Source organism: Micromonospora matsumotoense, from assembly GCF_050951065.1.
GTDB classification, from domain to species: Bacteria; Actinomycetota; Actinomycetes; order Mycobacteriales; family Micromonosporaceae; genus Micromonospora; species Micromonospora matsumotoensis.
Genome location: NZ_CP192025.1, coordinates 2,367,465 through 2,389,554 on the forward strand (window position 1 = coordinate 2,367,465; position 22,090 = coordinate 2,389,554).

Annotated in this window: 17 protein-coding genes and 3 pseudogenes; 11 read left to right on the forward strand and 9 right to left on the reverse strand. The window is 75.0% G+C overall.

The annotated features are described in order from the left end of the window. Positions 1–7: 7 nt before the first annotated feature. Positions 8–991 (reverse strand): YihY/virulence factor BrkB family protein, encoded by a 984-nt coding sequence (locus ACQP1S_RS10530; RefSeq protein WP_432905701.1) that lies wholly within the window; start codon positions 989–991, stop codon positions 8–10. Positions 992–1,155: 164 nt separating this feature from the next. On the opposite strand from ACQP1S_RS10530, the gene ACQP1S_RS10535 reads away from it, so the two are divergent. After that, a complete protein-coding gene (locus ACQP1S_RS10535; protein ID WP_432905704.1) occupies positions 1,156–1,557 on the forward strand; it encodes a ChaB family protein in 402 nt (133 codons plus the stop codon). A gap of 47 nt (positions 1,558–1,604) precedes the next feature. Here the strand turns inward: ACQP1S_RS10535 and ACQP1S_RS10540 are convergent, their stop codons facing one another. Next, positions 1,605–3,038, reverse strand: a complete 1,434-nt coding sequence (locus ACQP1S_RS10540; protein ID WP_432905707.1) for an aldehyde dehydrogenase family protein — start codon at positions 3,036–3,038, stop codon at positions 1,605–1,607. Between the two features lie 70 nt (positions 3,039–3,108). On the opposite strand from ACQP1S_RS10540, the gene ACQP1S_RS10545 reads away from it, so the two are divergent. Continuing rightward, complete coding sequence (locus ACQP1S_RS10545; RefSeq protein ID WP_432905710.1) at positions 3,109–4,722, forward strand: phytoene desaturase family protein; 1,614 nt, start codon at positions 3,109–3,111, stop codon at positions 4,720–4,722. 75 nt (positions 4,723–4,797) lie between these two features. Here ACQP1S_RS10545 and ACQP1S_RS10550 read toward each other — a convergent pair whose 3' ends face one another. Together ACQP1S_RS10550 and ACQP1S_RS10555 are read right to left on the reverse strand one after the other, a co-directional pair. Then, positions 4,798–5,565 (reverse strand): polyprenol monophosphomannose synthase, encoded by a 768-nt coding sequence (locus ACQP1S_RS10550; protein WP_091246498.1) that lies wholly within the window; start codon positions 5,563–5,565, stop codon positions 4,798–4,800. Positions 5,566–5,655: 90 nt separating this feature from the next. Then, complete coding sequence (locus tag ACQP1S_RS10555) at positions 5,656–6,096, reverse strand: SRPBCC family protein (protein ID WP_432905714.1); 441 nt, start codon at positions 6,094–6,096, stop codon at positions 5,656–5,658. Between the two features lie 156 nt (positions 6,097–6,252). On the opposite strand from ACQP1S_RS10555, the pseudogene ACQP1S_RS10560 reads away from it, so the two are divergent. The 8 genes and pseudogenes from ACQP1S_RS10560 to ACQP1S_RS10595 all read left to right on the forward strand — a co-directional run. Then, positions 6,253–7,893 (forward strand): annotated as a pseudogene (locus tag ACQP1S_RS10560) (HAD-IIIA family hydrolase); the annotation flags it as partial. 125 nt (positions 7,894–8,018) lie between these two features. Continuing rightward, a complete protein-coding gene (locus ACQP1S_RS10565; RefSeq protein WP_432905717.1) occupies positions 8,019–8,981 on the forward strand; it encodes a glycosyltransferase in 963 nt (320 codons plus the stop codon). Continuing rightward, positions 8,966–10,183 carry a glycosyltransferase gene (locus tag ACQP1S_RS10570; protein WP_091246491.1) on the forward strand — a complete coding sequence of 406 codons (1,218 nt, stop codon included), beginning with the start codon at positions 8,966–8,968 and terminating at the stop codon, positions 10,181–10,183. Before ACQP1S_RS10565 ends, ACQP1S_RS10570 begins: the two co-directional genes overlap by 16 nt. Next, positions 10,183–10,923 (forward strand): annotated as a pseudogene (locus tag ACQP1S_RS10575) (D-sedoheptulose-7-phosphate isomerase); the annotation flags it as partial. The gene ACQP1S_RS10570 and the pseudogene ACQP1S_RS10575, both read left to right, overlap by 1 nt. A gap of 230 nt (positions 10,924–11,153) precedes the next feature. Then, positions 11,154–12,672, forward strand: a pseudogene (locus ACQP1S_RS10580) (PfkB family carbohydrate kinase). Continuing rightward, positions 12,669–13,370, forward strand: a complete 702-nt coding sequence (locus ACQP1S_RS10585) for an SDR family oxidoreductase (protein WP_091246486.1) — start codon at positions 12,669–12,671, stop codon at positions 13,368–13,370. Before ACQP1S_RS10580 ends, ACQP1S_RS10585 begins: the two are co-directional and overlap by 4 nt. Then, a complete protein-coding gene (locus ACQP1S_RS10590; protein ID WP_432905721.1) occupies positions 13,367–14,362 on the forward strand; it encodes a glycosyltransferase family 9 protein in 996 nt (331 codons plus the stop codon). The genes ACQP1S_RS10585 and ACQP1S_RS10590 overlap by 4 nt, the downstream gene beginning before the upstream one ends. A 1-nt stretch (position 14,363) precedes the next feature. Next, a complete protein-coding gene (locus ACQP1S_RS10595) occupies positions 14,364–15,347 on the forward strand; it encodes a DNA topoisomerase IB (RefSeq protein ID WP_432905723.1) in 984 nt (327 codons plus the stop codon). Positions 15,348–15,525: 178 nt separating this feature from the next. On the opposite strand, the gene ACQP1S_RS10600 is transcribed toward ACQP1S_RS10595, so the two are convergent. The 5 genes from ACQP1S_RS10600 to ACQP1S_RS10620 form a co-directional block, all read right to left on the reverse strand. Beyond that, positions 15,526–16,560, reverse strand: a complete 1,035-nt coding sequence (locus tag ACQP1S_RS10600; protein ID WP_432905725.1) for a helix-turn-helix domain-containing protein — start codon at positions 16,558–16,560, stop codon at positions 15,526–15,528. Between the two features lie 227 nt (positions 16,561–16,787). Next, on the reverse strand, positions 16,788–17,291 hold the full coding sequence (locus ACQP1S_RS10605; RefSeq protein ID WP_432905727.1) for a hypothetical protein: 504 nt from the start codon (positions 17,289–17,291) through the stop codon (positions 16,788–16,790). Positions 17,292–17,410: 119 nt separating this feature from the next. Beyond that, positions 17,411–19,042, reverse strand: a complete 1,632-nt coding sequence (locus ACQP1S_RS10610) for a RecQ family ATP-dependent DNA helicase (protein WP_432905730.1) — start codon at positions 19,040–19,042, stop codon at positions 17,411–17,413. Positions 19,043–19,298: 256 nt separating this feature from the next. Further along, the gene (locus ACQP1S_RS10615; RefSeq protein WP_432905732.1) at positions 19,299–20,249 is read right to left on the reverse strand and encodes a TIGR03557 family F420-dependent LLM class oxidoreductase; all 951 of its coding nucleotides are present in this window, start codon (positions 20,247–20,249) and stop codon (positions 19,299–19,301) included. Positions 20,250–20,327: 78 nt separating this feature from the next. Continuing rightward, complete coding sequence (locus ACQP1S_RS10620) at positions 20,328–20,453, reverse strand: hypothetical protein (RefSeq protein ID WP_255470159.1); 126 nt, start codon at positions 20,451–20,453, stop codon at positions 20,328–20,330. A gap of 139 nt (positions 20,454–20,592) precedes the next feature. On the opposite strand from ACQP1S_RS10620, the gene ACQP1S_RS10625 reads away from it, so the two are divergent. Then, positions 20,593–22,080 carry a glycoside hydrolase family 3 protein gene (locus ACQP1S_RS10625; protein WP_432905735.1) on the forward strand — a complete coding sequence of 496 codons (1,488 nt, stop codon included), beginning with the start codon at positions 20,593–20,595 and terminating at the stop codon, positions 22,078–22,080. Positions 22,081–22,090 lie beyond the last annotated feature (10 nt).

A 22,090-nucleotide genomic window follows, 5' to 3' on the forward strand; every position in this document is an offset into this window, starting at 1 on the left:
CGACCGGTCACGAACCGGCGGTGGCCTTCGGCGGCAGCGCCGGCTCACCCGGGGCGTCCCGGCCCGCCTGCAACCTGCGCCCCCGCTGCAACTCGGCGTTGATCTGCACCCCGAACATCAGCGCCGAATTGGACAGGTACAGCCACACCAGGAAGGCGATCACCGCGCCCAGGCTGCCGTAGGTGACGTCGTACGAGCCGAAGTTGGCCACGTACAGGCCGAAGCCGAAGGAGACGACGATCCAGGACAGCAGGGCCACCGCCCCGCCCGGGGTGAGCCACCGGAACCGGGGTTGCCGGACGTTCGGCGCGATCCAGAACATCAGCGACAACAGGGCCATCACCACCATGGCGAGCACCGGCCACTTCACGACGCTCCACGTCGTCCGGGCCAGTCCGCCCGCACCCACCAGGTTGCCCACCGCGTCGGTGACCGGGCCACTGACGATCAGGCCCAGCGCCACCACCGCGAGCAACAGCAGCGACAGCGCGGCCATCCCGATCTGCAACGGGCGCAACCGGTAGAACGGCCGGCCCTCCTCGACCCCGTAGATCGCGTTGGAGGCCCGGGTGAACGCCCCGATGAACCCGGACGCCGACCACAACGCGCCCGCCAACCCGAAGCTGAGCAGCACCTTCGTGCCGCTCTGCTGGTCGACCACCGTGCGGACCACCGAGACGAAACCCTCGTTGCCGACCACCGAACCGGCCCCGATGTCGCGGGCCAGGTCCAGCACCGTGTCCACGGTCCGCTCGCCGTCCGAGACCAGACCGACCAGGGCGACCACCACGACCGTGGACGGAAACAGGGCGAGCACCCCGTAGTAGGTCAACGCCGCCGCCCAGTCGGCGCAGTTGTCCTTGACGAAACCCTGCCCGCTGCGGATCAGCACGCCCCGCCAGGTGGACCAGCTCAACTGGCGCATCCGCCGGGGAATCCGCAGCTGCGGTCCGTCATCGGCGAGCGCGGTCGGCTCCGTCGTCGCTGCCATGCTCGGCTCCTCGTCGCCCGGCGACCCGCGGACCCGACGTCCGGCACGCGCCTGGGCCGGGCGGTACCCGGCGGCGGAAATCGACAAACCCGACGCCGGCGTTTGCCGGTACGGGCGCAGGGAACCGTTCAGACAGCCGAACAGTCGACGCGGAGGAGGACGAGATGCCCGGGCGCGAGGTACTGCCCAGCACGCTGCGACGCTCCCCGGAGAAGGCGCAACGCACCTGGGAGAAGACACACGACTCGGCGGTGGAGACCTACGGCGAGGGGGAGCGGGCGCACCGCGCCGCCTTCGCCGCCGTCAAGCACACGTTCGAGAAGGTCGGCGACCACTGGGAACCCAAGGGCCGCAAGGGACCCAGCGACCGGCAGGCCGAAGGCGGCGGTCCGGACCGTCGGGCCCCCACCGCCGGCGGGGTGGACGCCAACGCCACCAAGGACCACCTGATGGAGGTGGCGCGGAAACTGGACGTGCCGGGCCGCAGCCGGATGACCAAGCCGGAACTGGTCACGGCGATCGGGAAGGCCAACGACCGGGCCACCCGGAAGGCCCGCGGCGACTGACCACCGGGTACGCGCGAGCCGGGCCGCCCCGACCGGGGCGGCCCGGCTCACCAGTGGCCGCCGGCCGGCGGTTCCAGGTGGACCGCCTTGACCGTGCTGAACTCGTCCAGCAGCTCCGGGCCGTACCCGAAGCCGTGGCCGCTGCCCCGGCGTGGCTGCGCGGCGCCACCCGGCGCGCCCCCGAACACCGCGTTGACCTTGACGGTGCCCACCGGCAGCTCCCGCCAGGCCCGCTGGGCGTGGCTCATCGACCCGGTCAGCACCGTCGCGGCCAGCCCGTACGGCGAGTCGGCGGCGCAGCGCAGCGCCTCGCTGAACGAGTCCACCGTCACCACGGCCGCCACCGGCCCGAACGTCTCCTCCCGCACCAGCGTCATCTCCTGGCGGCAGTCGGTGACCACCGTCGCCGGATAGAACGCCCCCGGCCCGTCCGGCAGCATCCCACCGGCGCGCAGCGTCGCCCCCTGCGCCACCGCCGCCGTGACCTGCCCGTGCACCTGGTCGCGGTGTCGCCGGTCGACCAGCGGGCCCAGCTCGGTGGCCGGGTCGCGCCCCGGCCCGACGACCAGCGCCCCGGCCCGCTCCACCAGCGCGTCGGCGAAGTCCTCGGCGATGTCCCGGTGCACATAGATCCGTTCCACCGCCGTGCAGAGCTGCCCGGCGTTGGCGAACGCGCCCAGGGCCGCCTGCCCGGCCGCCCAGCCGGGGTCCACCCCGGCGTCGACCACCAGCGGGTCGCTGCCGCCGTTCTCCAACAGGGCCTTGGCCCCGCTCCGGGCGCAGGCCGCCGCGATCGCCCGGCCGGTCGCCGTGGCACCGACGTGCGCGACCACGTCCACCGGCTGGGCGGCCAGCGCCGCGCCCACCTCCGCACCCCCGGTCAGCAGGGACAGCACCCCGGCCGGGAACACCCCGTCGAGCAGCCGGGCCAGCAGCCAACCCGTCACCGGGGTGCGTTCGCTGGGCTTGAACAGCACCACGTTGCCGGTGACCAGGGCGGCGCCGAGCAGGCCGCAGGAGACCGCGACCGGGTCGTTCCACGGGGTGATCGCGGCGACCACCCCGCGCGGCTGCGGCGTCATGAAGTCGATCGCGTCGACGCCGCCGTGCAGCGTCCGACCACCCCGCAGCGGGCCCAGCTCGGCGTACTGGCGCAGGGTGCCCACGCCGGCCGCCACCCCACCCCGGGCGTCACCCAGCGGCTTGCCCATCTCCGCCGTCGTCGCGGCGGCCAACTCCTCCGCCCCCGCGGCCACCGCGTCCGCCGCCTGGGCCAGCAGTTCGGCCCGCTGCGCCGTCGGGGTGGCCGCCCACTCGCTGGCCAGTTCCCGGGCCGCCTCGACCGCCTTGGCCACCTCGTCCACCGTCGCCACCGGCACCGTGCCGAACGGGGAGCCGTCGGCCGGATCGTGGACCGTCAACTCACCGCCCGCACCGCCCGCGCCCCATACTCCACCGATGAGCTGCTCCACCCGGTACATGCGGCGGGATGCCCGGCTCCCGGCGACGCAAACGCGTTTCGCCCGGTTGCCGGCCGGGTAGCCGGATCTGATGATCTCGACCGGCACGGACAGCGCGGACGCCGTCGTCATCGGCGCCGGCCACAACGGCCTGGTGGCCGCCAACCTGCTCGCCGACGCCGGCTGGGACGTCGTGGTGCTGGAGGCGACCGCCATGCCCGGTGGGGCGGTCCAGTCCGCCGAGGTCACCGCCCCCGGCTACCTCAGCGACCTCTACAGCTCCTTCTACCCCCTCGGGTACGCCTCCCCGGTGCTGGCCGGCCTCGACCTGCCCCGCCACGGGCTGACCTGGACGCACGCCCCCGACGTGCTGGCCCACCTGCTGCCCGACGGACGGGCCGCGGTGATCAACCGGGACCTGGACCGTACCGCCGCCTCGCTGGAGACGTTCGCCCCCGGCGACGGGGACCGCTGGCGGCACGCGTACGCCGACTGGGCGCAGGTCTCCGGGCCGATGCTCGACGCCATCACCACCCCGTTCCCACCGGTGCGCGGCGGGCTCGGCCTGCTGCGCCAGCTACGGGTCGGCGGTGCGCTGCGACTGGCCCGCCGGCTGGTCCTGCCGGTGCGCAAGCTCGGTGCCGAGCTGTTCACCGGCGAGGGCGGCCCGGTGCTGCTGGCCGGCTGCGCCCTGCACACCGACCTGTCCCCCGAGGAGGCCGGCTCCGGCGTGTACGGCTGGCTGCTGGCCATGCTGGGTCAGCAGGTCGGCTGGCCGGTGCCGGTCGGTGGCGCCCAGCGGATCACCGACGCGCTGGTCGCCCGGCTCACCGAGCGGGGCGGCCGGATCTCCTACCGGGCGACGGTCGACCGGGTGCTCACCGCCCGGGGCCGGGCGATGGGGGTCCGCACCGTCGGCGGGGCCACCTGGCGGGCCCGTCGGGCGGTGCTCGCCGACGTGCCCGCCCCCGCCCTCTACCTGGACCTGGTGGGCGCCGCACTGCTGCCACCCCGGCTGGTGGAGGACCTGGCCCATTTCCGCTGGGACGGCTCCACCCTCAAGGTCGACTGGGCGCTGTCCGCCCCGGTGCCGTGGACCAACCCGGCGGTGGCCGACGCCGGCACCGTGCACCTGGGCGCCGACCTCGACGGGCTCACCACCTACTCCGCCGAACTGGCCCGGGGCGAGATCCCGGCGACGCCGTTCCTGCTGGTCGGGCAGATGAGCACCGCCGACCCGACGCACTCGCCGGCCGGCACCGAGTCGCTCTGGGCGTACACCCACCTGCCGTTCCGGCGGCACTGGCGGGCCGAGGACATCGCCCGGCAGGTGGACCGGATGGAGGACGTGCTGGAGGCCGCCGCCCCGGGGTTCCGCAGCCGGATCGTCGGCCGGCACGTGGCCGGGCCGGCCGAGCTGGAGCAGGGCGACCCGAGCCTGGTCGGCGGGGCGTTGGGCGGTGGCACCGCGGCGGCGTACCAGCAGCTGTTCCTGCGCCCGATCCCCGGCCTGGGCCGGGCCGACACCCCGATCGACCGGCTCTACCTGGCCAGCGCGTCGGCGCACCCCGGCGGCGGGGTGCACGGCGCGCCCGGCGCGAACGCCGCCCGGGCGGCGCTGGCCCGCGACCGGGCCGTCACCGGTGGCCTCTACGCCGGGGTGATCGACGCCGCGCACCGGACGCTCTACCGGGACGACCGCTGAGCCGGCCGGCCGGGGCGTTCACCGGTGACGACCCCGCCGGCCCGGGGGGAGGTCGCGCCGGGCCGGCGTCGGGCGTCAGGAGTCCAGGTTGCGGTGCCGGGTACGCAGCTTGAACGGCATCAGCGCGCTCTCCACCTTGGTCGCGGTGGTCATCTTGGACAAGCCGTCGCGGCGCTCCTCGAACCGGATCGGCACCTCCAGGATGGTGTGCCCCAGCTTGGTGGCCAGGTAATGCATCTCCACCTGGAAGCTGTAACCGTTCGACTGCACCCGGTGCAGGCCGATGTCGTGCAGTGCGTCGGCCCGCCAGATCTTGAAACCGGCGGTCAGGTCGCGGATGCGCACCCGCAGCAGGGTGTGCACGTAGAGGTTGGCCCAGCCGCTGAGCGCGCGACGGTAGAGCGGCCACGCCTCGTCGAGCTGGCCGCCGGGGACGTACCGGGAGCCGATCACCACGCCGGCCTGGGTGGAGAGCAGCGCCCCCAGCATCCCGGGCAGCGCCTCCGGCGGGTGCGACAGGTCGGCGTCCATCTGCGCCACGTACTCCGCGCCGCCGTCCAGGGCCCGGCCGATGCCGTCCACGTACGCCCGGCCCAGGCCCTCCTTGCCGGCGCGGTGCACCACCTGCACCTTGTCCGGGTGCTCGATGGCCAGCTTGTCGGCCACCTCACCGGTGCCGTCCGGCGAGTTGTCGTCGGCGACGAGCACCTTCAATCCCGGCAGCGGCAGGGCCAGCAGCCGGTCGACCAACACCGGGAGGTTGCCCGCCTCGTTGTAGGTGGGGACCACGACGGTCAGGCGTGCGTCCCGCCACGGTGACGGCAGCTCCACGGGTTCGATCATGTCGGACATCCTCAGTCGGCGGACGGCATTCCCCCACAGGGTAGCCAAGAGTCGGCCGGGACCCCGCCTAGGCTCCCCGCGACCGTCCCGTCACCGATCGGCGCGCTCGTCGGCCTTCTGCCGGACGGCGATGTCGGAGAGTCGGCGCAGGGTCTCCTTGTTGCGCTGGTGCAGCACCAGATCGTTGAGCTTGTTGCGGAACCAGCGCAGTGGGCCGGCGGCGAAGTCCTCGCCGATGCGCACCCGGGTCGCGCCGTCACCCTCCGGAGTCAGGGTGAAGACCACGACCGCCTCTCCGGCCGGCCACAGCCCGGCCCGCAGCACCAGCCGGTGGGGCGGCTCGCAGACCAGCACCGTCGAGGCGTCCTCCAGTGAGAACGGCCACGGCCCGGCCCGGTGGTGCAGCTGGGTGCCCACCCGGGGCCACTGCGCGTCGACGTCCCGTACGTGCACCGTGCCGACCACCCAGTCGCTGTACGTCCAACCGTCGGCCAGCACGTCGAAGACCTGCTGTGGGGGTGCATCGATCACTCTCTCCACAATCGCCACCGCTGCCCTGTACCCGGGCCGTCCGGGCCTAACCCGTCGCGTTAGCTTCTCCGGGTCGGGGGGTAACGGCACGGGTGAGCCGTGGTACCGCCCGGTAGGGTCAGGTTTACTCCCCGGGGCCTCGGGAACCCGCCGCCCGTGCGACGGGACGCGGAGCCTTATCAGTGCAGGTCAGGCCGGGTTGACCCGGTCACTGGCCGGGGTCGTCCCGCGCTGTACGACGCGGTGCTGCTCGACCGCGACGGCACCCTGATCGAGGACGTCCCCTACAACGGCGACCCGGACAAGGTCCGGCCGGTGCCGGGGGCCCGGGCGGCACTGGACCGGCTGCGTGCGGCGGGTCTGCGCCTCGGGGTGGTCACCAACCAGTCGGGGCTGGCCCGGGGGCTGTTCTCCACGGCCCAGCTGCGCGCCGTCAACGCCCGGGTCGAGGAACTGCTCGGCCCCTTCGACACCTGGCAGTACTGCCCACACGACGAGCGGGCCGGCTGCGGCTGCCGTAAACCCGCCCCCGGCATGGTGCACGCCGCCGCGCGGGCGCTCGGCACCACCGCGGACCGCTGCGTGCTGGTCGGGGACATCGACGCCGACCAGGCCGCCGCCGCCGCGGCCGGTGCCGCCGCGATCCTGGTGCCCACCCCCACCACCCGGGCCGCCGAGGTGGCCGCCGCCGGACACGTCGCCGCCGACCTGCCCGCCGCCGTGGACCTGATCCTGCGCCGCGCCGCTCTGGTCGCCGGTCCGCCGCCGCGCCGGACCGGCACCGTGCTGGTGGTCCGCAGCGACTCCGCCGGGGACGTCCTGGTCACCGGCCCCGCCATCCGCGCCGTCGCCGGGCACGCCGGGCGCGTCGTGCTGCTCTGCGGTCCCCGGGGCCGGGACGCCGCCGCCCTGCTGCCCGGCGTCGACGAGATCATCGAGTGGCCGCTGCCCTGGATCGACGGCGCACCCGCCCCGGTGGACCCGCAGGACATCGGTCGGCTCACCACCCGGCTGCGCGCCGTCCGCGCCGACGAGGCGGTCGTCTTCACCTCCTTCCACCAGTCGCCCCTGCCGCTGGCCCTGCTGCTGCGGATGGCCGGTGTGCCGAGGGTCAGCGCGATCAGCGACGACTACCCCGGCTCCCTGCTCGACGTCCGACACCGGGTCCCCGACGGGCTGCCCGAGCCGGAACGGGCGTTGTCGTTGGCCGTCGCCGCCGGCTTCGCCCTGCCCGACGGCGACGACCTGCGGCTGCGGGTGCGCACCGACCGGCTGCCGGCCACTGCGGCGGCCGGGCTCGGCGGCCCCGGCTATCTGGTGCTGCACCCCGGTTCGGCGGTGCCGAGCCGGGCCGTGCCACCCGAGTTGGCCGCCCGGATCGTCCGGGTGCTCACCGCCGCCGGCCATCGGGTGGCGGTCACCGGTGGACCCGACGAGGCCGCACTGACCGCCCAGGTGGCCGGCGCCACCGGCATCGACCTGGGCGGCCGGACCGGGCTGGCCGACCTGGCGGGGGTGCTCGCCGGGGCCGGTGCGCTGGTGGTCGGCAACACCGGCCCCGCCCACCTGGCCGCCGCGCTGGGGGTGCCGGTGGTCAGCCTGTTCGCCCCGACCGTCAGGTACGGACAGTGGGGCCCGTACCGGGTGCCGACGGTCCGGCTGGGCGATGCCGCCGCCCCCTGCCGGGACACCCGGGCCACGGTCTGCCCGGTGCCCGGCCACCCCTGCCTGGCCGCCGTCGAACCGGGCCGGGTCCTCGACGCGGTACGCCTGCTGGGCGTCCCGGCCGACGCCCCGGCCGGCCCGCCGCCCACGGGCCCGGACGGCCCGCCGCCCGGCGCACCCTCGGGCGGGACGCCGGGGGCCGGCGGGATGCCGGGGGCCGGCGTGACGCCGGTGACCGTCGGGTGGGGGAGGGGTCGATGAACATCCTGCTCTGGCACGTGCACGGCTCGTGGACCACGTCCTTCGTGCACGGCAAGCACCGTTACCTGGTCCCGGTCACTCCCGACCGGGGCCCGTACGGGTTGGGTCGGGCCCGCACCTACCCGTGGCCGGACACCGCCGTCGAGGTGACCCCGCAGCAGTTGCGCCGGGAGGACGTCGACGTGGTGCTGCTGCAACGCCCCGAGGAGTTCGACCTGGCCAGGGAGTGGCTCGGCCGGGCGGTGCCGGTGATCTACGTCGAGCACAACACCCCGAAGGGCGACGTGCCGAACACCCGGCACCCGATGGCCGACCGGGACGACCTGCTGCTCACCCACGTCACCCACTTCAACGAGCTGTTCTGGGACAACGGGACCACCCGCACCGCCGTCGTCGAGCACGGCGTGGTGCCGCCCGCCGTGACCTGGACCGGTGAGCTGGACCGGCTCGCCGTGGTGATCAACGAGCCGGTACGCCGGGGCCGGGTCACCGGCACCGACCTGCTGGCCCGGTTCGCCGAGATCGCCCCGCTGGACGTGTTCGGGATGCAGGTGGCCGGGCTCGCCGACCACCTGGGTCTGCCGGCCGACCGGGTGACCAGCCACGACGACGTCCCGCAGCACCGGATGCACGCCGAGCTGGCCCGGCGGCGGGCCTACCTGCACCTGTGCCGGTGGACCTCGCTGGGGCTGAGCCTGATCGAGGCGATGACCATCGGCATGCCCGTGGTCGCGCTGGCCACCACCGAGGCCGTGCAGGCGGTGCCACCCGGGGCGGGGGCGCTCGCCACCCGGGTCGACACCCTGCTGGCCGCCGCCGCCCGGTTCGTCGCCGACCCCGCCGAGGCCCGCCGGGCGGGTGCCGAGGCGCGTACCGCCGCCCTGGGCCGCTACGGCCTCGACCGTTTCCTCGCCGACTGGGACCGCCTGCTGGAGGAGGAAGTATGCGCATCGCGATGATCTCCGAGCACGCCAGCCCGCTCGCCGTGCTGGGCGGTGAGGACGCCGGTGGGCAGAACACCCATGTCGCGGAACTCTCCGCCGCGCTGGTGGCGGCCGGCCACGACGTCCGGGTCTACACCCGGCGCGACGCCGTCGACCTGCCCGTCACCGCCCGGGCCCCGGACGGGTACGAGGTGGTGCACGTCCCCGCCGGGCCGGCCGAGCCGGTGGCCAAGGACGCCCTGCTGCCGCACATGAGGGAATTCAGCCACTGGCTCACCGCCCGGTGGCGGGGCGGGGACTGGGTGCCCGAGGTGGTGCACGCGCACTTCTGGATGAGTGGGCTGGCCGCGCTGACCGCCGGCCGGCAGACCGGGGTGCCGGTGGTGCAGACGTACCACGCGTTGGGCACCGTCAAGAAGCGTTACCAGGGGGTGCAGGACACCAGCCCGGCCCGGCGGATCGGCTACGAACGGGAACTGGGCCGCGCTGTCGACCGGGTGGTCGCCCAGTGCCGCGACGAGGTGGGGGAGCTGGTCCGGCTCGGCGTTCCCCGGTCCCGGATGACCGTCGTGCCGTCCGGGGTGAACCTGGACACCTTCGCCCCGCTCGGCCCGGCCGTCGAGCGGGAACCCGACCGGCCCCGGGTGCTCACCGTCGGCCGGCTGGTGGAGCGCAAGGGCTTCCAGACGGTGATCCGGGCGATGGCGCTGGTCCCCGACGCCGAGTGCGTGGTGGTCGGCGGCCCGCCCGCCGGGTTGCTGGAGACCGACCCGTACGCCCGGCGGTTGCGGGCGCTCGCCGGCACCTGCGGGGTCGCCGACCGGGTCCGGCTGGTCGGGGCGGTGCCCCGGGAGGAGATGGGCCGCTGGTACCGGTCGGCCGACGTGCTCGTCGCCGCCCCCTGGTACGAGCCGTTCGGGCTGACCCCGTTGGAGGCGATGGCCTGCGGCGTACCCGTCGTCGGCACCGCGGTCGGCGGCATCCGGGACACCGTGGTCGACGGGGTGACCGGCGATCTGGTCCCGGCCCGTGACCCGCAGGCCCTGGCCGCCGCGCTGGGCAGCCTGCTCGGTGACCGGATCCGCCGCTTCGGCTATGCCACCGCCGCGTTGCAGCGGGCCCGCCGCAGCTACTCCTGGGCGACCGCCGCCGACCGGCTGGCCGAGGTGTACGCCGAGGTGGCCGCCGTCCACCGGCCGAGCCGGGTGGTCGCCTGATGACGACGTCGACCCGGGCGGCGCGTGCCGGCCTGCTGGACGCGCACCTCAACCTGCTGGCCGAGGCGCTGCTGCCGTACCGCGCGGCGGAGCCGTTGCTGGCCCGGTGGGGCACCGAGCTGGCCGGTGTCCTGGTCGGCGGCGGGCGGTTGCTGGTCGCCGGCAACGGGGGCAGCGCCGCCGAGGCCCAGCACCTCACCGCCGAGCTGGTCGGCCGGCTGCGCGACGACCGTCAGCCGCTGTCGGCGATCGCCCTGCACGCCGAGACCTCGGCGTTGACCGCGATCGGCAACGACTACGGCTACGACGAGGTCTTCGCCCGCCAGGTGCGGGCCCACGGCCGTCCGGGTGACGTCCTGCTGCTGATGTCCACCAGCGGGGCCAGCGGGAACCTGCTCGCCGCCGTCGACGCCGCCCGGGAGACCGGGCTGCGCTGCTGGGCGTTCACCGGTCCCGCGCCGAATCCGCTCGCCGGGGCCTGCCACGAGGCGCTCACCGTCGCCTCCCCGGACAGTCAGGTGGTGCAGGAGCTGCACCTGGTCTCCACCCACGTGCTCTGCGAGTACGTCGATCGGGCGCTGCCCACCGCGCTGGCCGCGCTGGCCGGGCAGACGGCCGCCGTCACCGCCACCCGCAGCGCCGCCCCACCGGTCGACGTCCCCGACCTGTCGGCCGGTCCGGCGGACGGTCCGGCGGCCGGTCCGGCGGTGGACGGCCTGCCCGATCCGCCGGTGGACGGTCCGGCGATGGTCGACCTGCCCGATCCGCTGCTGGATGGTCCGGCGGCGGTCGACCGGCCCGGCCCGGTGGTGGACGACCTGCCGGATCCGGTGGTGGACGAGCTGCCCGATCCGGTGGTGGACGAACTGCCCGGGCCGCCGGTGGCGGACGGCGGACCGGTGCGGACCGGGGTGGAGGTGGTCGTCGACGGGGTCGACCCGGCGGCCGACGGGCACCGGGGGGACCCGGCGTGAGGGGCCCACTGGTGGTGGTCGGGGACACCCTGCTGGACCGGGACGTCGAGGGGGTGGTCAACCGGCTCTGCCCCGACTCGCCGGTGCCGGTGCTGGACGAGACGGCGTACGCCGACCGGCCCGGCGGGGCGGGCCTGGCCGCCGTCTTCGCCGCCGCCGGAGGCGCCGAGGTGGCGCTGGTGACCGCCCTCGCCGACGATGCCGGGGCCGCCCGGCTCAGCTGTCTGCTCGCCGCCGCCGGGGTGCAGGTGTACGGCCTGCCGCTGGCCGGGACCACGCCGGAGAAGGTCCGGCTGCGGGCCCGGGGCCGGGTGCTGCTGCGCCACGACCGGGGCGGTGCGGCGGGGGAACCGGGGGCACCGACCGAGGCGGTGCTCCGGCTGCTCGCCGGGGCGTCCGCGGTGCTGGTCAGCGACTACGGCCGGGGGTGGCCCGGCAGCCGGCGCTGCGGGCGGCGCTGGCCGCGACCCGGGCCCCGGTGGTCTGGGACCCGCATCCGCGTGGCCCGGTGGCCGTCCCGGGGGTGCAGTTGGTCACCCCGAACGAGTCGGAGGCCCGGGAGTTGGCCAAGGTGCCGCCGGGCGGGCCGCGGCTGGCGGTCGCCGCCCAGGCCGCGCAGGGGTTGCGGGAGCGGTGGCGGGCCGGGGCGGTGGTGGTCACCCTCGGTGGTGACGGCGCGTTGCTCTGCGCCGCCGGGGCGACCCCGCTGATGGTCTCCGCGCCGGTCTCCGCCGAGGGGGACACCTGCGGGGCGGGGGACCGGTTCGCCTCGGCGGCCGGGCTGGCGCTGGCCGGGGGTGCGCTGGTCTCCGAGGCGGTCCAGGCGGCGGTCGGCGCGGCGTCGGCCTATGTGGCGGGCGGGGAGTGGCCGCCGCGCTGCCCGCACCGGTGCGTGCCTGCCCACCGGTGCTGATCGGTGGCGGGGAGCGGATCGGGGCCGCCGCGGCCGGCGCGGTGGTGGCCGAGGTCCGGGCGGCCGGCGGGACCGTGGTGGCCACCGGCGGCTGCTTCGACCTGCTGCATGCCGGGCACGTGGCGACCCTCCAGGCCGCCCGCCAGCTCGGCGACTGCCTGGTGGTCTGCCTGAACTCCGACACCAGCGTCACCGCGCTGAAGGGTCCCGACCGGCCGGTGATCCCGCAGGGTGACCGGGCCCGGCTGCTCGCCGCGCTGGGCTGCGTCGACGCGGTGGTGATCTTCGACGAGACGACCCCGCACGCGGCGCTGGGCTGGCTGCGGCCCGACATCTGGGTCAAGGGCGGGGACTACGCCACCGGCGTCGGAGACGGACCGACCCTGCCGGAGGCCGAGCTGCTGCGCCGGTGGGGTGGGGACAGCGTGGTGGTGCCGTACCTGGACGGGCGCTCCACCACCGACATGATCGCGGCGGCCCGCGGTGAACGCCGGACCACCGCCCCGGCCGACGCCCCGCAGCCGGGGCCGGCACGTTCCCCGATGGGCCCGGCGCATTCGACGGCGGGTCCGGCACGTACGACAGCGGAGGGAGCACGATGAGCAGCAGTCCACCCGGTGCCGGTCCGGCCGTCCTGGTCACCGGCGGGTCGAGCGGGCTCGGCGCGGCGGTGGTCGCCGCCGTCGCCGGGTCCGGCGGACGACCGCTCGTGCTGGACCGGCACCGCCCCGGTGACGGGGTGCCGTGGGTCGAGTGCGACCTGGCCGACACCCGGGCCGCCGAGGAGGCCACCCGCGAGTTGGCCGAGCGGTCCGGCGGGTTGGACGCGGTGGTGACCGCCGCCGGGATGGACGTGCCGGGCCGGTTGTCCGACGTCCCCCGCGACACCTGGGAGCGGATCGTCGTGGTGGACCTGCTCGCCACGGTGGCGGTGGTCCGGGCCGCGTTGCCCTACCTGGAGGCGTCCCGGGGCAACGTCGTCACGGTCGCCTCCACCCTCGGCGTCAAGGCGGTCGGCGACGCCACCGCGTACTGCGCGGCGAAGTTCGGGGTGGTCGGTTTCACCCGGTCGCTCGCCGCCGAGCTGGCCGGCAGCGTCGGGGTGACCCTGGTGATCCCGGGCGGGATGCGGACCGCCTTCTTCGACGACCGCGACCCGCAGTACCGACCGGGGCCGGACGCCAAGCTCAACGACCCTTCCGACACCGCCGCCGCGATCATGTTCGCGCTGTCCCAGCCGCCCGGTTGTGCCGTCCGGGAGATGGTGGTCTGTGCCGAACAGGAGACCTCCTACCCGTGATCCTGGTGCTGCGGGCGCTCGGCGTCGGGGATCTGGCCACCGCGGTGCCCGCCCTGCGTGCCCTGCGGGCCGGGTACCCGGGGGAGGAGCTGGTGCTGGCCGCGCCGGCCTGGCTGGGCCCGCTGGTCGACCTGGTCGGCGGGATCGACCGGCTGCTGCCCACCGACGATCTCGGCCCGCCGCCGTGGCCCGTCCGGTCGTCGGACGGTGCGCCGCCGTGGCCCGTTCCGCCGCCGGATGGTTCCTCCCGGTGGCCCGGCCCGCCGCCGGAGGTGGCGGTCAACCTGCACGGGCGCGGGCCGCGCTCGCACCGGATGCTGGCCGGCGCGGGCCGGCTGGTGGCCTTCCGGTGCCCGCCCGGCGGGCACCGGGACGGCCCCGACTGGCGCGACGACGAGCACGAGGTGGACCGCTGGTGCCGGCTGCTCGCCTGGTACGGCATCGTGGCCGACCGCACCGATCTGGCGTTGCGCCGGCCGGCACCGGGCCGGGTGCCGGCCGGGGTGAGCGTGGTGCATCCCGGCAGCAAGGTCGAGGCGAAGCGGTGGCCGGCGGACCGGTTCGCCGCGCTGGCCCGGCGGCTGGCCGACCGGGGGCACCGGGTGGTGGTGACCGGCTCGGCCGGCGAGTGGGAGCTGGCCACCCGGGTGGCGACCGGTGCCGGCCTGCCGGAGTCGGCGGTGCTGGCCGGGCGGACCGACCTGGGCGAGTTGGCCGCGCTGGTGGCGGCAGCCCGGCTGGTGGTCAGCGGGGACACCGGGGTCGGCCACCTCGCCACCGCCTACCGGGTGCCGTCGGTGCTGCTCTTCGGCCCGGTGCCGCCAGCCCGGTGGGGGCCGCCGACGGACCGGCCGTGGCACCGGGTGCTCTGGGCATCAGGTGAGGATTACGGCGGTTCGTCCGGGGTACCAACGGCGTCGAGGTGGGCGGCGCTCCCGGTCGACCGGGTGTTGGCCGCCGTGGACGAGGCCGAGGAAACGGTACGGGTCTGAGGTGCGACTGCGGCGCAGTGATCCGGGTCGGGCGGGGTACACACGTCGCCGACGCGGCAAGGGCTGGACCTTCCTGGACCGGCACGGTGCCCGGGTCCGGGACCCCGACACGCTGGCCTGGCTCGACGAACTGGTGATCCCGCCCGCCTGGTCGGACGTGTGGATCGCGCCGTACCCCAACGGGCACATCCTGGCCACCGGGACCGACGCCGCCGGCCGCAGGCAGTACGTCTACCACCCCGAGTGGCGGCGTCGGCGGGACGAGGCGAAGTTCGACCACGTGCTGGAGGTGGCCCGCCGGCTGCCGACCCTGCGGGAGCGCATCGCCGACGACCTGGCCGGCCGGGGACTGAACCGGGACCGGGTGCTGGCGACCGTCGCCCGGCTGCTCGACATGGGCACCTTCCGGGTCGGCAACGAGCAGTACGCCGTCGGCGAGGACGCCACCTTCGGTGTCTCCACCCTGCGCCCGGAGCACGCCCGGTCCCGGGGCGGCTGCGTGGTCTTCGAGTTTCCGGCCAAGGGCGGCATCGACCAGGTCCGCCGGATCGAGGACCCGGAGCTGTGTCGGGTGCTGACCCACCTGCGTCGGCGGCGGCGGGCCGAGGAACGGCTCTTCGGCTACTGGGACGGGCGGGCCTGGCGGGACGTGCGCAGCGACGAGGTCAACGGCTACCTGCGCGACGCCAGCGGTGGCGAGATGACCGCCAAGGACTTCCGCACCTGGCACGCCACCGTGCGGGCGGCCACCGAGCTGGCGACCGTGGGGGCGCAGCGTTCCGTGACGGCCCGTCGCCGGGCGGTGGCCGGGGTGATGCGGGAGGTCGCCGAACTGCTCGGCAACACCCCCACGGTGGCCCGCACGTCGTACGTGGACCCCCGGGTGGTCGACCTCTACCACGACGGCGTGGTGCTGCCGGTGGCTGCCGACTCCCCCCGCGACAAGGTCGAACAGTTGGTGCTGGAGTTGCTGGAGGAGGCCTGACCGGCCCCGCCGCGAGTCCTGGGGAAGGTGCGGCGGGCCGGGGCCACCGCGTGACGCGCGACCACACCCGGTGGGTGCGGCACCGGGGCGGTCGCCCGTGACCCCGTGGGTCACGGACGCCACGCCGCGGTCCCCCGTTACCGTCGGGCCGCGCGGTCGGGTGACCGTCGGCCCACCGTCAGTATGTCGGCCCGGAGTTGACTACGGACGCCGGACTGTTGACGATCCGTGCCTGTTGCAGGTGGAGCGTCCGGTAGGCCTGAGGTGTCAGCTGATGGGCTGCCCGGAAGGCCCGACTGAAGTGGGCCTTGTCCCGGAAGCCCCAGCGCGCCGCGACGGCCTGGACCGGCCGGTGCGCCAACGCGGGATCGGTCAGGTCCCGCCGGCACCGCGCCAACCGTAGTTCCCGGATGTACGACGCGACAGTGGTCTGCTCCTCCTCGAAGAGCCGGTGCAGGCTCCGCACCGAGATGTGGTGCGCCTCGGCGATCGTGGCGGGGGTCAGCCCGGCGTCGCCCAGCCGTCGCTGGACGTACGCCCGCACCTGGGCGAGCAGCGCCCGGCGGCGTACCTCGCGGGGCATCTCGTCCTCGGCGACCAGGTACCGGCCCAACATGGTGGAGATCAGGTCCAGCGCTACCCCGCCGAGCCGCTCGGCGTCCGCCTGCTGGTACTGCTCGGGGTACGAGGTGATCCGGGTGAGGTACTGGGCGACCAGCGCGCCGATCCCCTCGCTGGCCGACATCCGGCCGGCCAACAGCGGCGTGAGTCGATCCGGGGTGAGCGGTATCGACCCGTACGGGATCAGGGCGACGATCGAGGCGGCGTGCGTCGCGCCGTCGTCGTCGCCGAGGTGGCTCACCTCGTGTGGCCGGGAGCCGTCGTAGAAGGTGAACTCACCGGTGCCCAGCTGGCTCTCCCGCCCGGCCTGCCCGGCGACGCCGGTGCCGCTGGTGGTGAGGGCGAGCAGGTGGAAGTCCACCTCGGTCCGCCGGACCAACTGCGCGGTGCGGACCGCCGCAAGCGACGGGTAGCGGTAGCGCACCAACTGGATCGGGCCCAGCTCGACGAACTCGGCCCGGGCCCGGAAGTCGTGCTGGTGGTCGGAGCGGATCCGCAGCGGCGCGGAGGTCCGGGCGACCAGGTCCAACCACATCCCGAACCGTTCCGCCGGTGGCACGTGTTCGGTGTCGATCACTGTGCGGTGCACCATGTCCGGCCTCCCCGTCGGCGGGCACTTCCCCTCCATTCTGGACGAAGAGCCCGCCTGCCCGGGAACACCCCACCCGGCACCTCGGCGGGGTCCGCAAGCGCGCGTCGATCGGGCGGTATCGAGGCGACGAGGATGCCGCGGCATCGGGTCGATCCCCCGCTGCGCGCGCCACGGTACGGCGGCGGGCCGGGCCCCTACAGGGTGCCCGGCCCGCGCAGCGGTCGAGGTCAGTCGTTGAGGACGTGGGAGAGGCGGTCGCGGAACTTGCGCTCCGAGTCGCTGACCTGGTCGCCACCGATGCCGAGCAGCCCCCCGCTGGATGCCGCCCCGACCACCTGCTCGGCGATCTCCACCAACCAGTGCCGGTAGGCCCCGGCCTCGCCCTCGTCGACCTTGGCGGCCAGCAGGGCGGACGCCTGCCCGGCCCGGACCAGCACGTCGTCGATGAGCGCCTGCGGGTCGGCCGGTGAGATCACCGGCAGCTCCTCGCCGGCCTCCGGGTCGCCCACCCGGGACACGATCTCCTCGGCGACGGCGGCGACCAGCGGGTTGGCCGACTCCCGGCCGGCGGAGATGGTCTCCAGCCCGGCCGCGTTCTCGGCCCGGGTCCGCCGGGCGCCGTCCGACTCGGCGGCGCTCGCCGCGGTCAGGACCGACTGCGGCAGGCCGACCAGCAGCCCCCACTCCTCGTCGGAGAACCCGAACCCGGTGTACGCCGGCTGTTCGATCACGACTGAGCCCCTCTCGATTGTGTCGCTGTGCCCCTCGCACGGATGCACCGCGCGAGGGCGTTCCTGCGGGCACCGCCGCCACCCGGGAGCGGCAACGGCACCGGGTCGCCCGGGTCAGGCTAGTCCAGGGTCAGTAGACCCTGTTCGGACACCACGCGCACGGAGAGCGTCTTGTAGCCCACCTCGTCGAAGAGCACCGTCATCCGGTCCTCCTCGTAGTTGAGCACCAGGCCGGGGCCCCACTCCGGGTGCCGGACCTGGCTGTGCACCGGGAACGGGCCGACCGCGCCGTCGTTGGCGACGCTGGTGCCGGCGTGGCAGTTGTCGCAGTGCCCGCAGATCTGTGACATCTGCTCACCGAAGTACGCCAGCAGCACCTGTCCCCGGCAGCCGGTGGTCTCGGCGAACGCGCGCATCATGTCGGTACGCGACCGGGTGACCGTCTGCTGCCGTTCCGCCTCGGCCAGGGCCGCCGCGCCTGCCTCGGCCGGGACGGGGGCGTAGCGCGGTGCGCCGATCTTCTGCCCGGCCCGGGGTTCAGCCGCGCCGATCTGCTCCAGCAGGGCCAGGTACTGGCCGAGCTTGCGCGGCCCGAGACCGGTCGACTCGCGCAGGGCCTTCTTGGTCGCCGGTCGACGACGCAGCAGCGCGGCGAGGTCCCGCAACTCGGTCTCGTCCGGCAGCCCACCCGAGAAGTAGCGTTGCAGTCCGACGTCCTCGGCCCGCCACAGCAGCAGCACCCGGGCCGCCGCACCGTCGCGCCCGGCCCGGCCGATCTCCTGGAAGTAGCTGTCCGGCGAGTCGGGCAGCGCCATGTGCACCACCCAGGCGATGTTCGGCTTGTCGATGCCCATGCCGAACGCCGAGGTGGCCACCATGATCGGCACCTGGTCGGCGAGGAACTCCTCGTGCAGTCGGTGCCGGGCGGCGGTGGGCATCCCGCCGTGGTAGCACTCCGCCGGGAACCCGGCGGTGCTCAGCCGGTCGGCCAACTCCTCGGCGGCCCGTCGGGTCGGCACGTAGATGATCCCGGGCCGCACGTCGTCGCGCAGCAGCGCGCTCAGCCGCCGCCAGCGGTAGTCCTCGGTCGGGCAGTAGGCGACCTCGATGAACAGGTTCGGCCGGTCCAGCCCGGAGACCACCACCTCGGGGTCGCGCAGCCGCAGCCGGGCGATGATGTCGTCGCGTACCGGTGGGGAGGCGGTGGCGGTCAGCGCCACCACCGGCGGACGGCCGAGACCGTCGATCAGGTGGCCCAACGCCAGGTAGTCGGGGCGGAAGTCGTGTCCCCAGGCGGAGATGCAGTGCGCCTCGTCGATCGCCACCAGGGCCGGTTCCAGCGACCGCACCTCGGCCATCCGGTCGGGGTTGCTCAGCGCCTCGGGGGTGATGAAGAGGAACTCCGCCCGCCCCTGCCGGATCTCGGTGATCGCCTCGGCCTGCTGGGCCGCGCTCTCGTCCGAGCTGATCCGGACCGCGCGCAGCTCGGGGCGCTGCCGTTCGTTGAGCGCGGCGATCTGGTCCTGCTGAAGGGCCAACAGGGGAGAGATCACCACCGTCGGCCCGGGGATCAGGCTGGCCGGGATCTGGTAGATCGCCGACTTGCCGGCTCCGGTGGGGAGCACGACCAGGGCGTCGCGTCGTTTCATCACCGCGCGCATGGCGGCGAGCTGGTTGGGCCGCAGCGCTTTCCAGCCGAACAGGCTGCGCGCCGCGCGGCGCAACGTCGTCGAGTGCATGGACAGCTTCATCGAGGGCCGGAGGTACCCGGGCACATCGATGCCGAAACCGCTCCCACCGGTTCGGGCACGCCGCCCACTGTGGGCGGTGCATGGCAGGTCAGGTGGGGGTGACCCGGTGTGCTGCCATGATCGACCACGGGTCACCGGCCACCGTCCCGGGTGGGACGGTCCGGCGACCCGTGGTCGGTCACCCCCGGGCGGGGCGGTCTGGCCCCGGCGGGCGGGTCCCCGCTTCGGTGGCCGGGATCAGCTTCGGTGGGCGGGATCAGCGGAGGTGGGGGAGCACCTCGCGCTGGTAGAGGTCGAACAGGCCCTCCCAGTGCGGGCCGGCGTTGCCCACGTAGACCTCGTCGAAGCCGGCCTTGGCGTACCGGTCGATCATCTCCAGGTGGGCGTCGGCGCTGTTGCCGCAGACGAAGCCCTGCCGCACCTGCTCCGGCGTCACCAGTTGGGCCGCCTGCTCGAAGTGCCGTGGGGAGGGCAGCACCTGGGACAACTCGCCCGGCACCCCGGCGTTCGGCCACGTCTCGTACGCGATCCGCGCGCCCTCGTCCTCGGTGTCGGCGTAGGCGGCCTTGAAGCCGGCCTGGCACGGCTTGTCGCCGCCGCCGTTGTCCCGGAACCGGCTCACCAGGTCGCCGTCGGGCATCATGCTCACGTAGCCGTCGCCGATCCGGGCGGCCAGGTCGACGGCCTTCGGGCCGAAGCCGGAGACGTAGACCGGTGGGGGCGTGTCGGGCAGCGTGTAGATGCGGGCGTGCTCGACGGTGTAGTGCCGGCCGTGGTGGTTGACGAAGTCGCCCCGCCACAGCTCCCGCATCACCTCGACGGCCTCCTCCAGCATCTCCAGCCGGACGTCGGTCTGCGGCCAGGCGTCGCCGAGGATGTGTTCGTTGAGCGCCTCGCCGGTGCCGACGCCGAAGGTGAACCGGCCGGCGTGCAGCACCGCGCTGGTGGCCGCCGCCTGCGCGAGCACCGCCGGGTGGATCCGGACGGTCGGGCAGGTCACCGCCGTGGTCACCGGCAACCCGGTGACCTGGCTCAGGGCCCCGATGGTGGACCAGACGAAGGGGCTCTGCCCCTGGGCGTCCGTCCACGGGTGGTAGTGGTCGGAGATCCACAGTGCCTGGAAGCCGGCCCGTTCGGCGCCCCGGGCCTGCTCCAGCAGTTGCGCCGGGGTGAACTCCTCACTGGACAGGAAGTAGCCGATCTTCATGGTGTCCCCTCGCCGGGACGCCGCCGGGTGCGGCGCGACCTCCGCTAGCGGTACCCCGGGTGGTGGGGGATCAGTCGGTCAGCGGCGGCCGAACATGGCGCGGATCGCGGCCAGCAGCAGCAACCCCCCGACCACCAGGCCGAGCAGGCGTACGCCGGGGATGTCGGCCGGGGAGGTGGCGTCGGCGAGCGGCGGCAGGTCCATCCCCGCACTGTCGCACGCCTCCCCGACCGACGCCAGACGGTAACAGTAAGGTTTATTGACTATTACCTCGCCCGGTGTGACCATGGCAGCACCGCGACGGCACCGGGCCGTCGACACGCGACGGGGGTACCGGGGCCGGATGAACGAGCGCAACCTGGCGGGCCTGGCCGCCACCGTCCTGCAACCCGGCTTCGTCGGCACCACTCCGCCCGACTGGGTGTGCCGGTGGCTGGCCGACGGGCTCGGCGCGGTGGTGCTGTTCGCCCGCAACGTCGTCGATCCCGAGCAGGTGGCCGCGCTCACCGCCACGTTGCGGGCCGAGCGACCCGACGTGCTGGTGGCCATCGACGAGGAGGCCGGCGACGTCACCCGGATCGAGTCCGGCCGGGGCAGCTCCCGCCCCGGCAACCTCGCCCTCGGCGCGGTCGACGACCCGACGCTCACCGAGGAGGTGGCCCGCGACCTCGGCGGCGAACTCGCCGATCTCGGTATCACCCTCAACTACGCCCCGGACGCCGACGTCAACATTAACCCGGCCAACCCGGTGATCGGGGTGCGCTCCTTCGGCGCCGACCCGCAGCTGGTGGCCCGGCACACCGCCGCCTGGGTACGTGGCCTCCAGTCCGCCGCGGTGGCCGCCTGCGCCAAGCACTTCCCCGGCCACGGCGACACCCGGGTCGACTCCCACCACGACCTGCCCCGCATCACCGCCAGCCGGGCCCGGCTCGACACCGGCGAGCTGGTCCCCTTCCGGGCCGCCATCGCCGCCGGGGTGCAGGCGGTGATGACCGGGCACCTGCTGGTCCCCGCCCTCGACCCCGACCTGCCCGCCACCCTCAGCCCCCGGATCCTCGGCGACCTGCTCCGCGAGGAGCTGGGCTTCTCCGGCGTGGTGGTCACCGACGCGGTGGAGATGCGCGCCGTCGCCGACCGGTACGGCTTCGCCGGCACCGCCGTCCGGGCCCTCGCCGCCGGTGCGGACGCGATCTGCGTCGGCGGTGAACGCGCCGACGAGGCCGCCGCCCGGTACCTGCGCGACGCCATCGTGGCCGCGGTGCTCGCCGGTGAGCTGCCCGAGGAGCGGCTCGCCGAGGCCGCGAAGCGGGTCGGTCAGCTCGCCGAGTGGAGCACCGCCGCCCGCGCCGGCCGGCACGTCCGGGCCCCACGCCCCACCGACGGCTCGCCGGTCGGCCTGACCGCCGCCCGGCGGGCGGTCCGGGTCAGCGGCGACCCGGCCGGCCGGTTGCCGTTGACCGCCGCCGCGCACGTGGTCGAGTTCGCCCCGCCGCACAACATCGCGATCGGCGCGGAGACCCCGTGGGGCCTCGGTGCGCCCCTGGCCGACCTGCTCCCCGGCACCACCACCGTCCGGCTCACCGAGGCCGACCTGCCCGCCGACCCGACCGGCGGGGCGGCCGGCCGGCCGCTGGTGCTGGTGGTACGGGACCTGCACCGGCATCCCTGGATGCGGGCCGCGGTCGACCGGGCGCTGGCCACCCGCCCGGACGCCGTCGTGGTCGAGCTGGGCCTGCCCGAGCTGGTCACCGGCCGGCTGCACCTGGCCACCCACGGCGCGACCCGGGCCGCCTCCCGCGCCGCCGCCGAACTCCTCGCCGGGATCCGCTGACGGCCCCTCC

Excerpts from the sequence above, each read along its gene's own strand:
- ACQP1S_RS10530 (WP_432905701.1), bottom strand. The coding sequence starts at position 991 with ATGGCAGCGACGACGGAGCCGACCGCGCTCGCCGATGACGGACCGCAG.
- ACQP1S_RS10535 (WP_432905704.1), top strand. The coding sequence starts at position 1,156 with ATGCCCGGGCGCGAGGTACTGCCCAGCACGCTGCGACGCTCCCCGGAG.
- ACQP1S_RS10540 (WP_432905707.1), bottom strand. The coding sequence starts at position 3,038 with ATGTACCGGGTGGAGCAGCTCATCGGTGGAGTATGGGGCGCGGGCGGT.
- ACQP1S_RS10545 (WP_432905710.1), top strand. The coding sequence starts at position 3,109 with ATGATCTCGACCGGCACGGACAGCGCGGACGCCGTCGTCATCGGCGCC.
- ACQP1S_RS10550 (WP_091246498.1), bottom strand. The coding sequence starts at position 5,565 with ATGATCGAACCCGTGGAGCTGCCGTCACCGTGGCGGGACGCACGCCTG.
- ACQP1S_RS10565 (WP_432905717.1), top strand. The coding sequence starts at position 8,019 with ATGAACATCCTGCTCTGGCACGTGCACGGCTCGTGGACCACGTCCTTC.
- ACQP1S_RS10570 (WP_091246491.1), top strand. The coding sequence starts at position 8,966 with ATGCGCATCGCGATGATCTCCGAGCACGCCAGCCCGCTCGCCGTGCTG.
- ACQP1S_RS10585 (WP_091246486.1), top strand. The coding sequence starts at position 12,669 with ATGAGCAGCAGTCCACCCGGTGCCGGTCCGGCCGTCCTGGTCACCGGC.
- ACQP1S_RS10600 (WP_432905725.1), bottom strand. The coding sequence starts at position 16,560 with ATGGTGCACCGCACAGTGATCGACACCGAACACGTGCCACCGGCGGAA.
- ACQP1S_RS10610 (WP_432905730.1), bottom strand. The coding sequence starts at position 19,042 with ATGAAGCTGTCCATGCACTCGACGACGTTGCGCCGCGCGGCGCGCAGC.
- ACQP1S_RS10615 (WP_432905732.1), bottom strand. The coding sequence starts at position 20,249 with ATGAAGATCGGCTACTTCCTGTCCAGTGAGGAGTTCACCCCGGCGCAA.
- ACQP1S_RS10620 (WP_255470159.1), bottom strand. The coding sequence starts at position 20,453 with ATGGACCTGCCGCCGCTCGCCGACGCCACCTCCCCGGCCGACATCCCC.
- ACQP1S_RS10625 (WP_432905735.1), top strand. The coding sequence starts at position 20,593 with ATGAACGAGCGCAACCTGGCGGGCCTGGCCGCCACCGTCCTGCAACCC.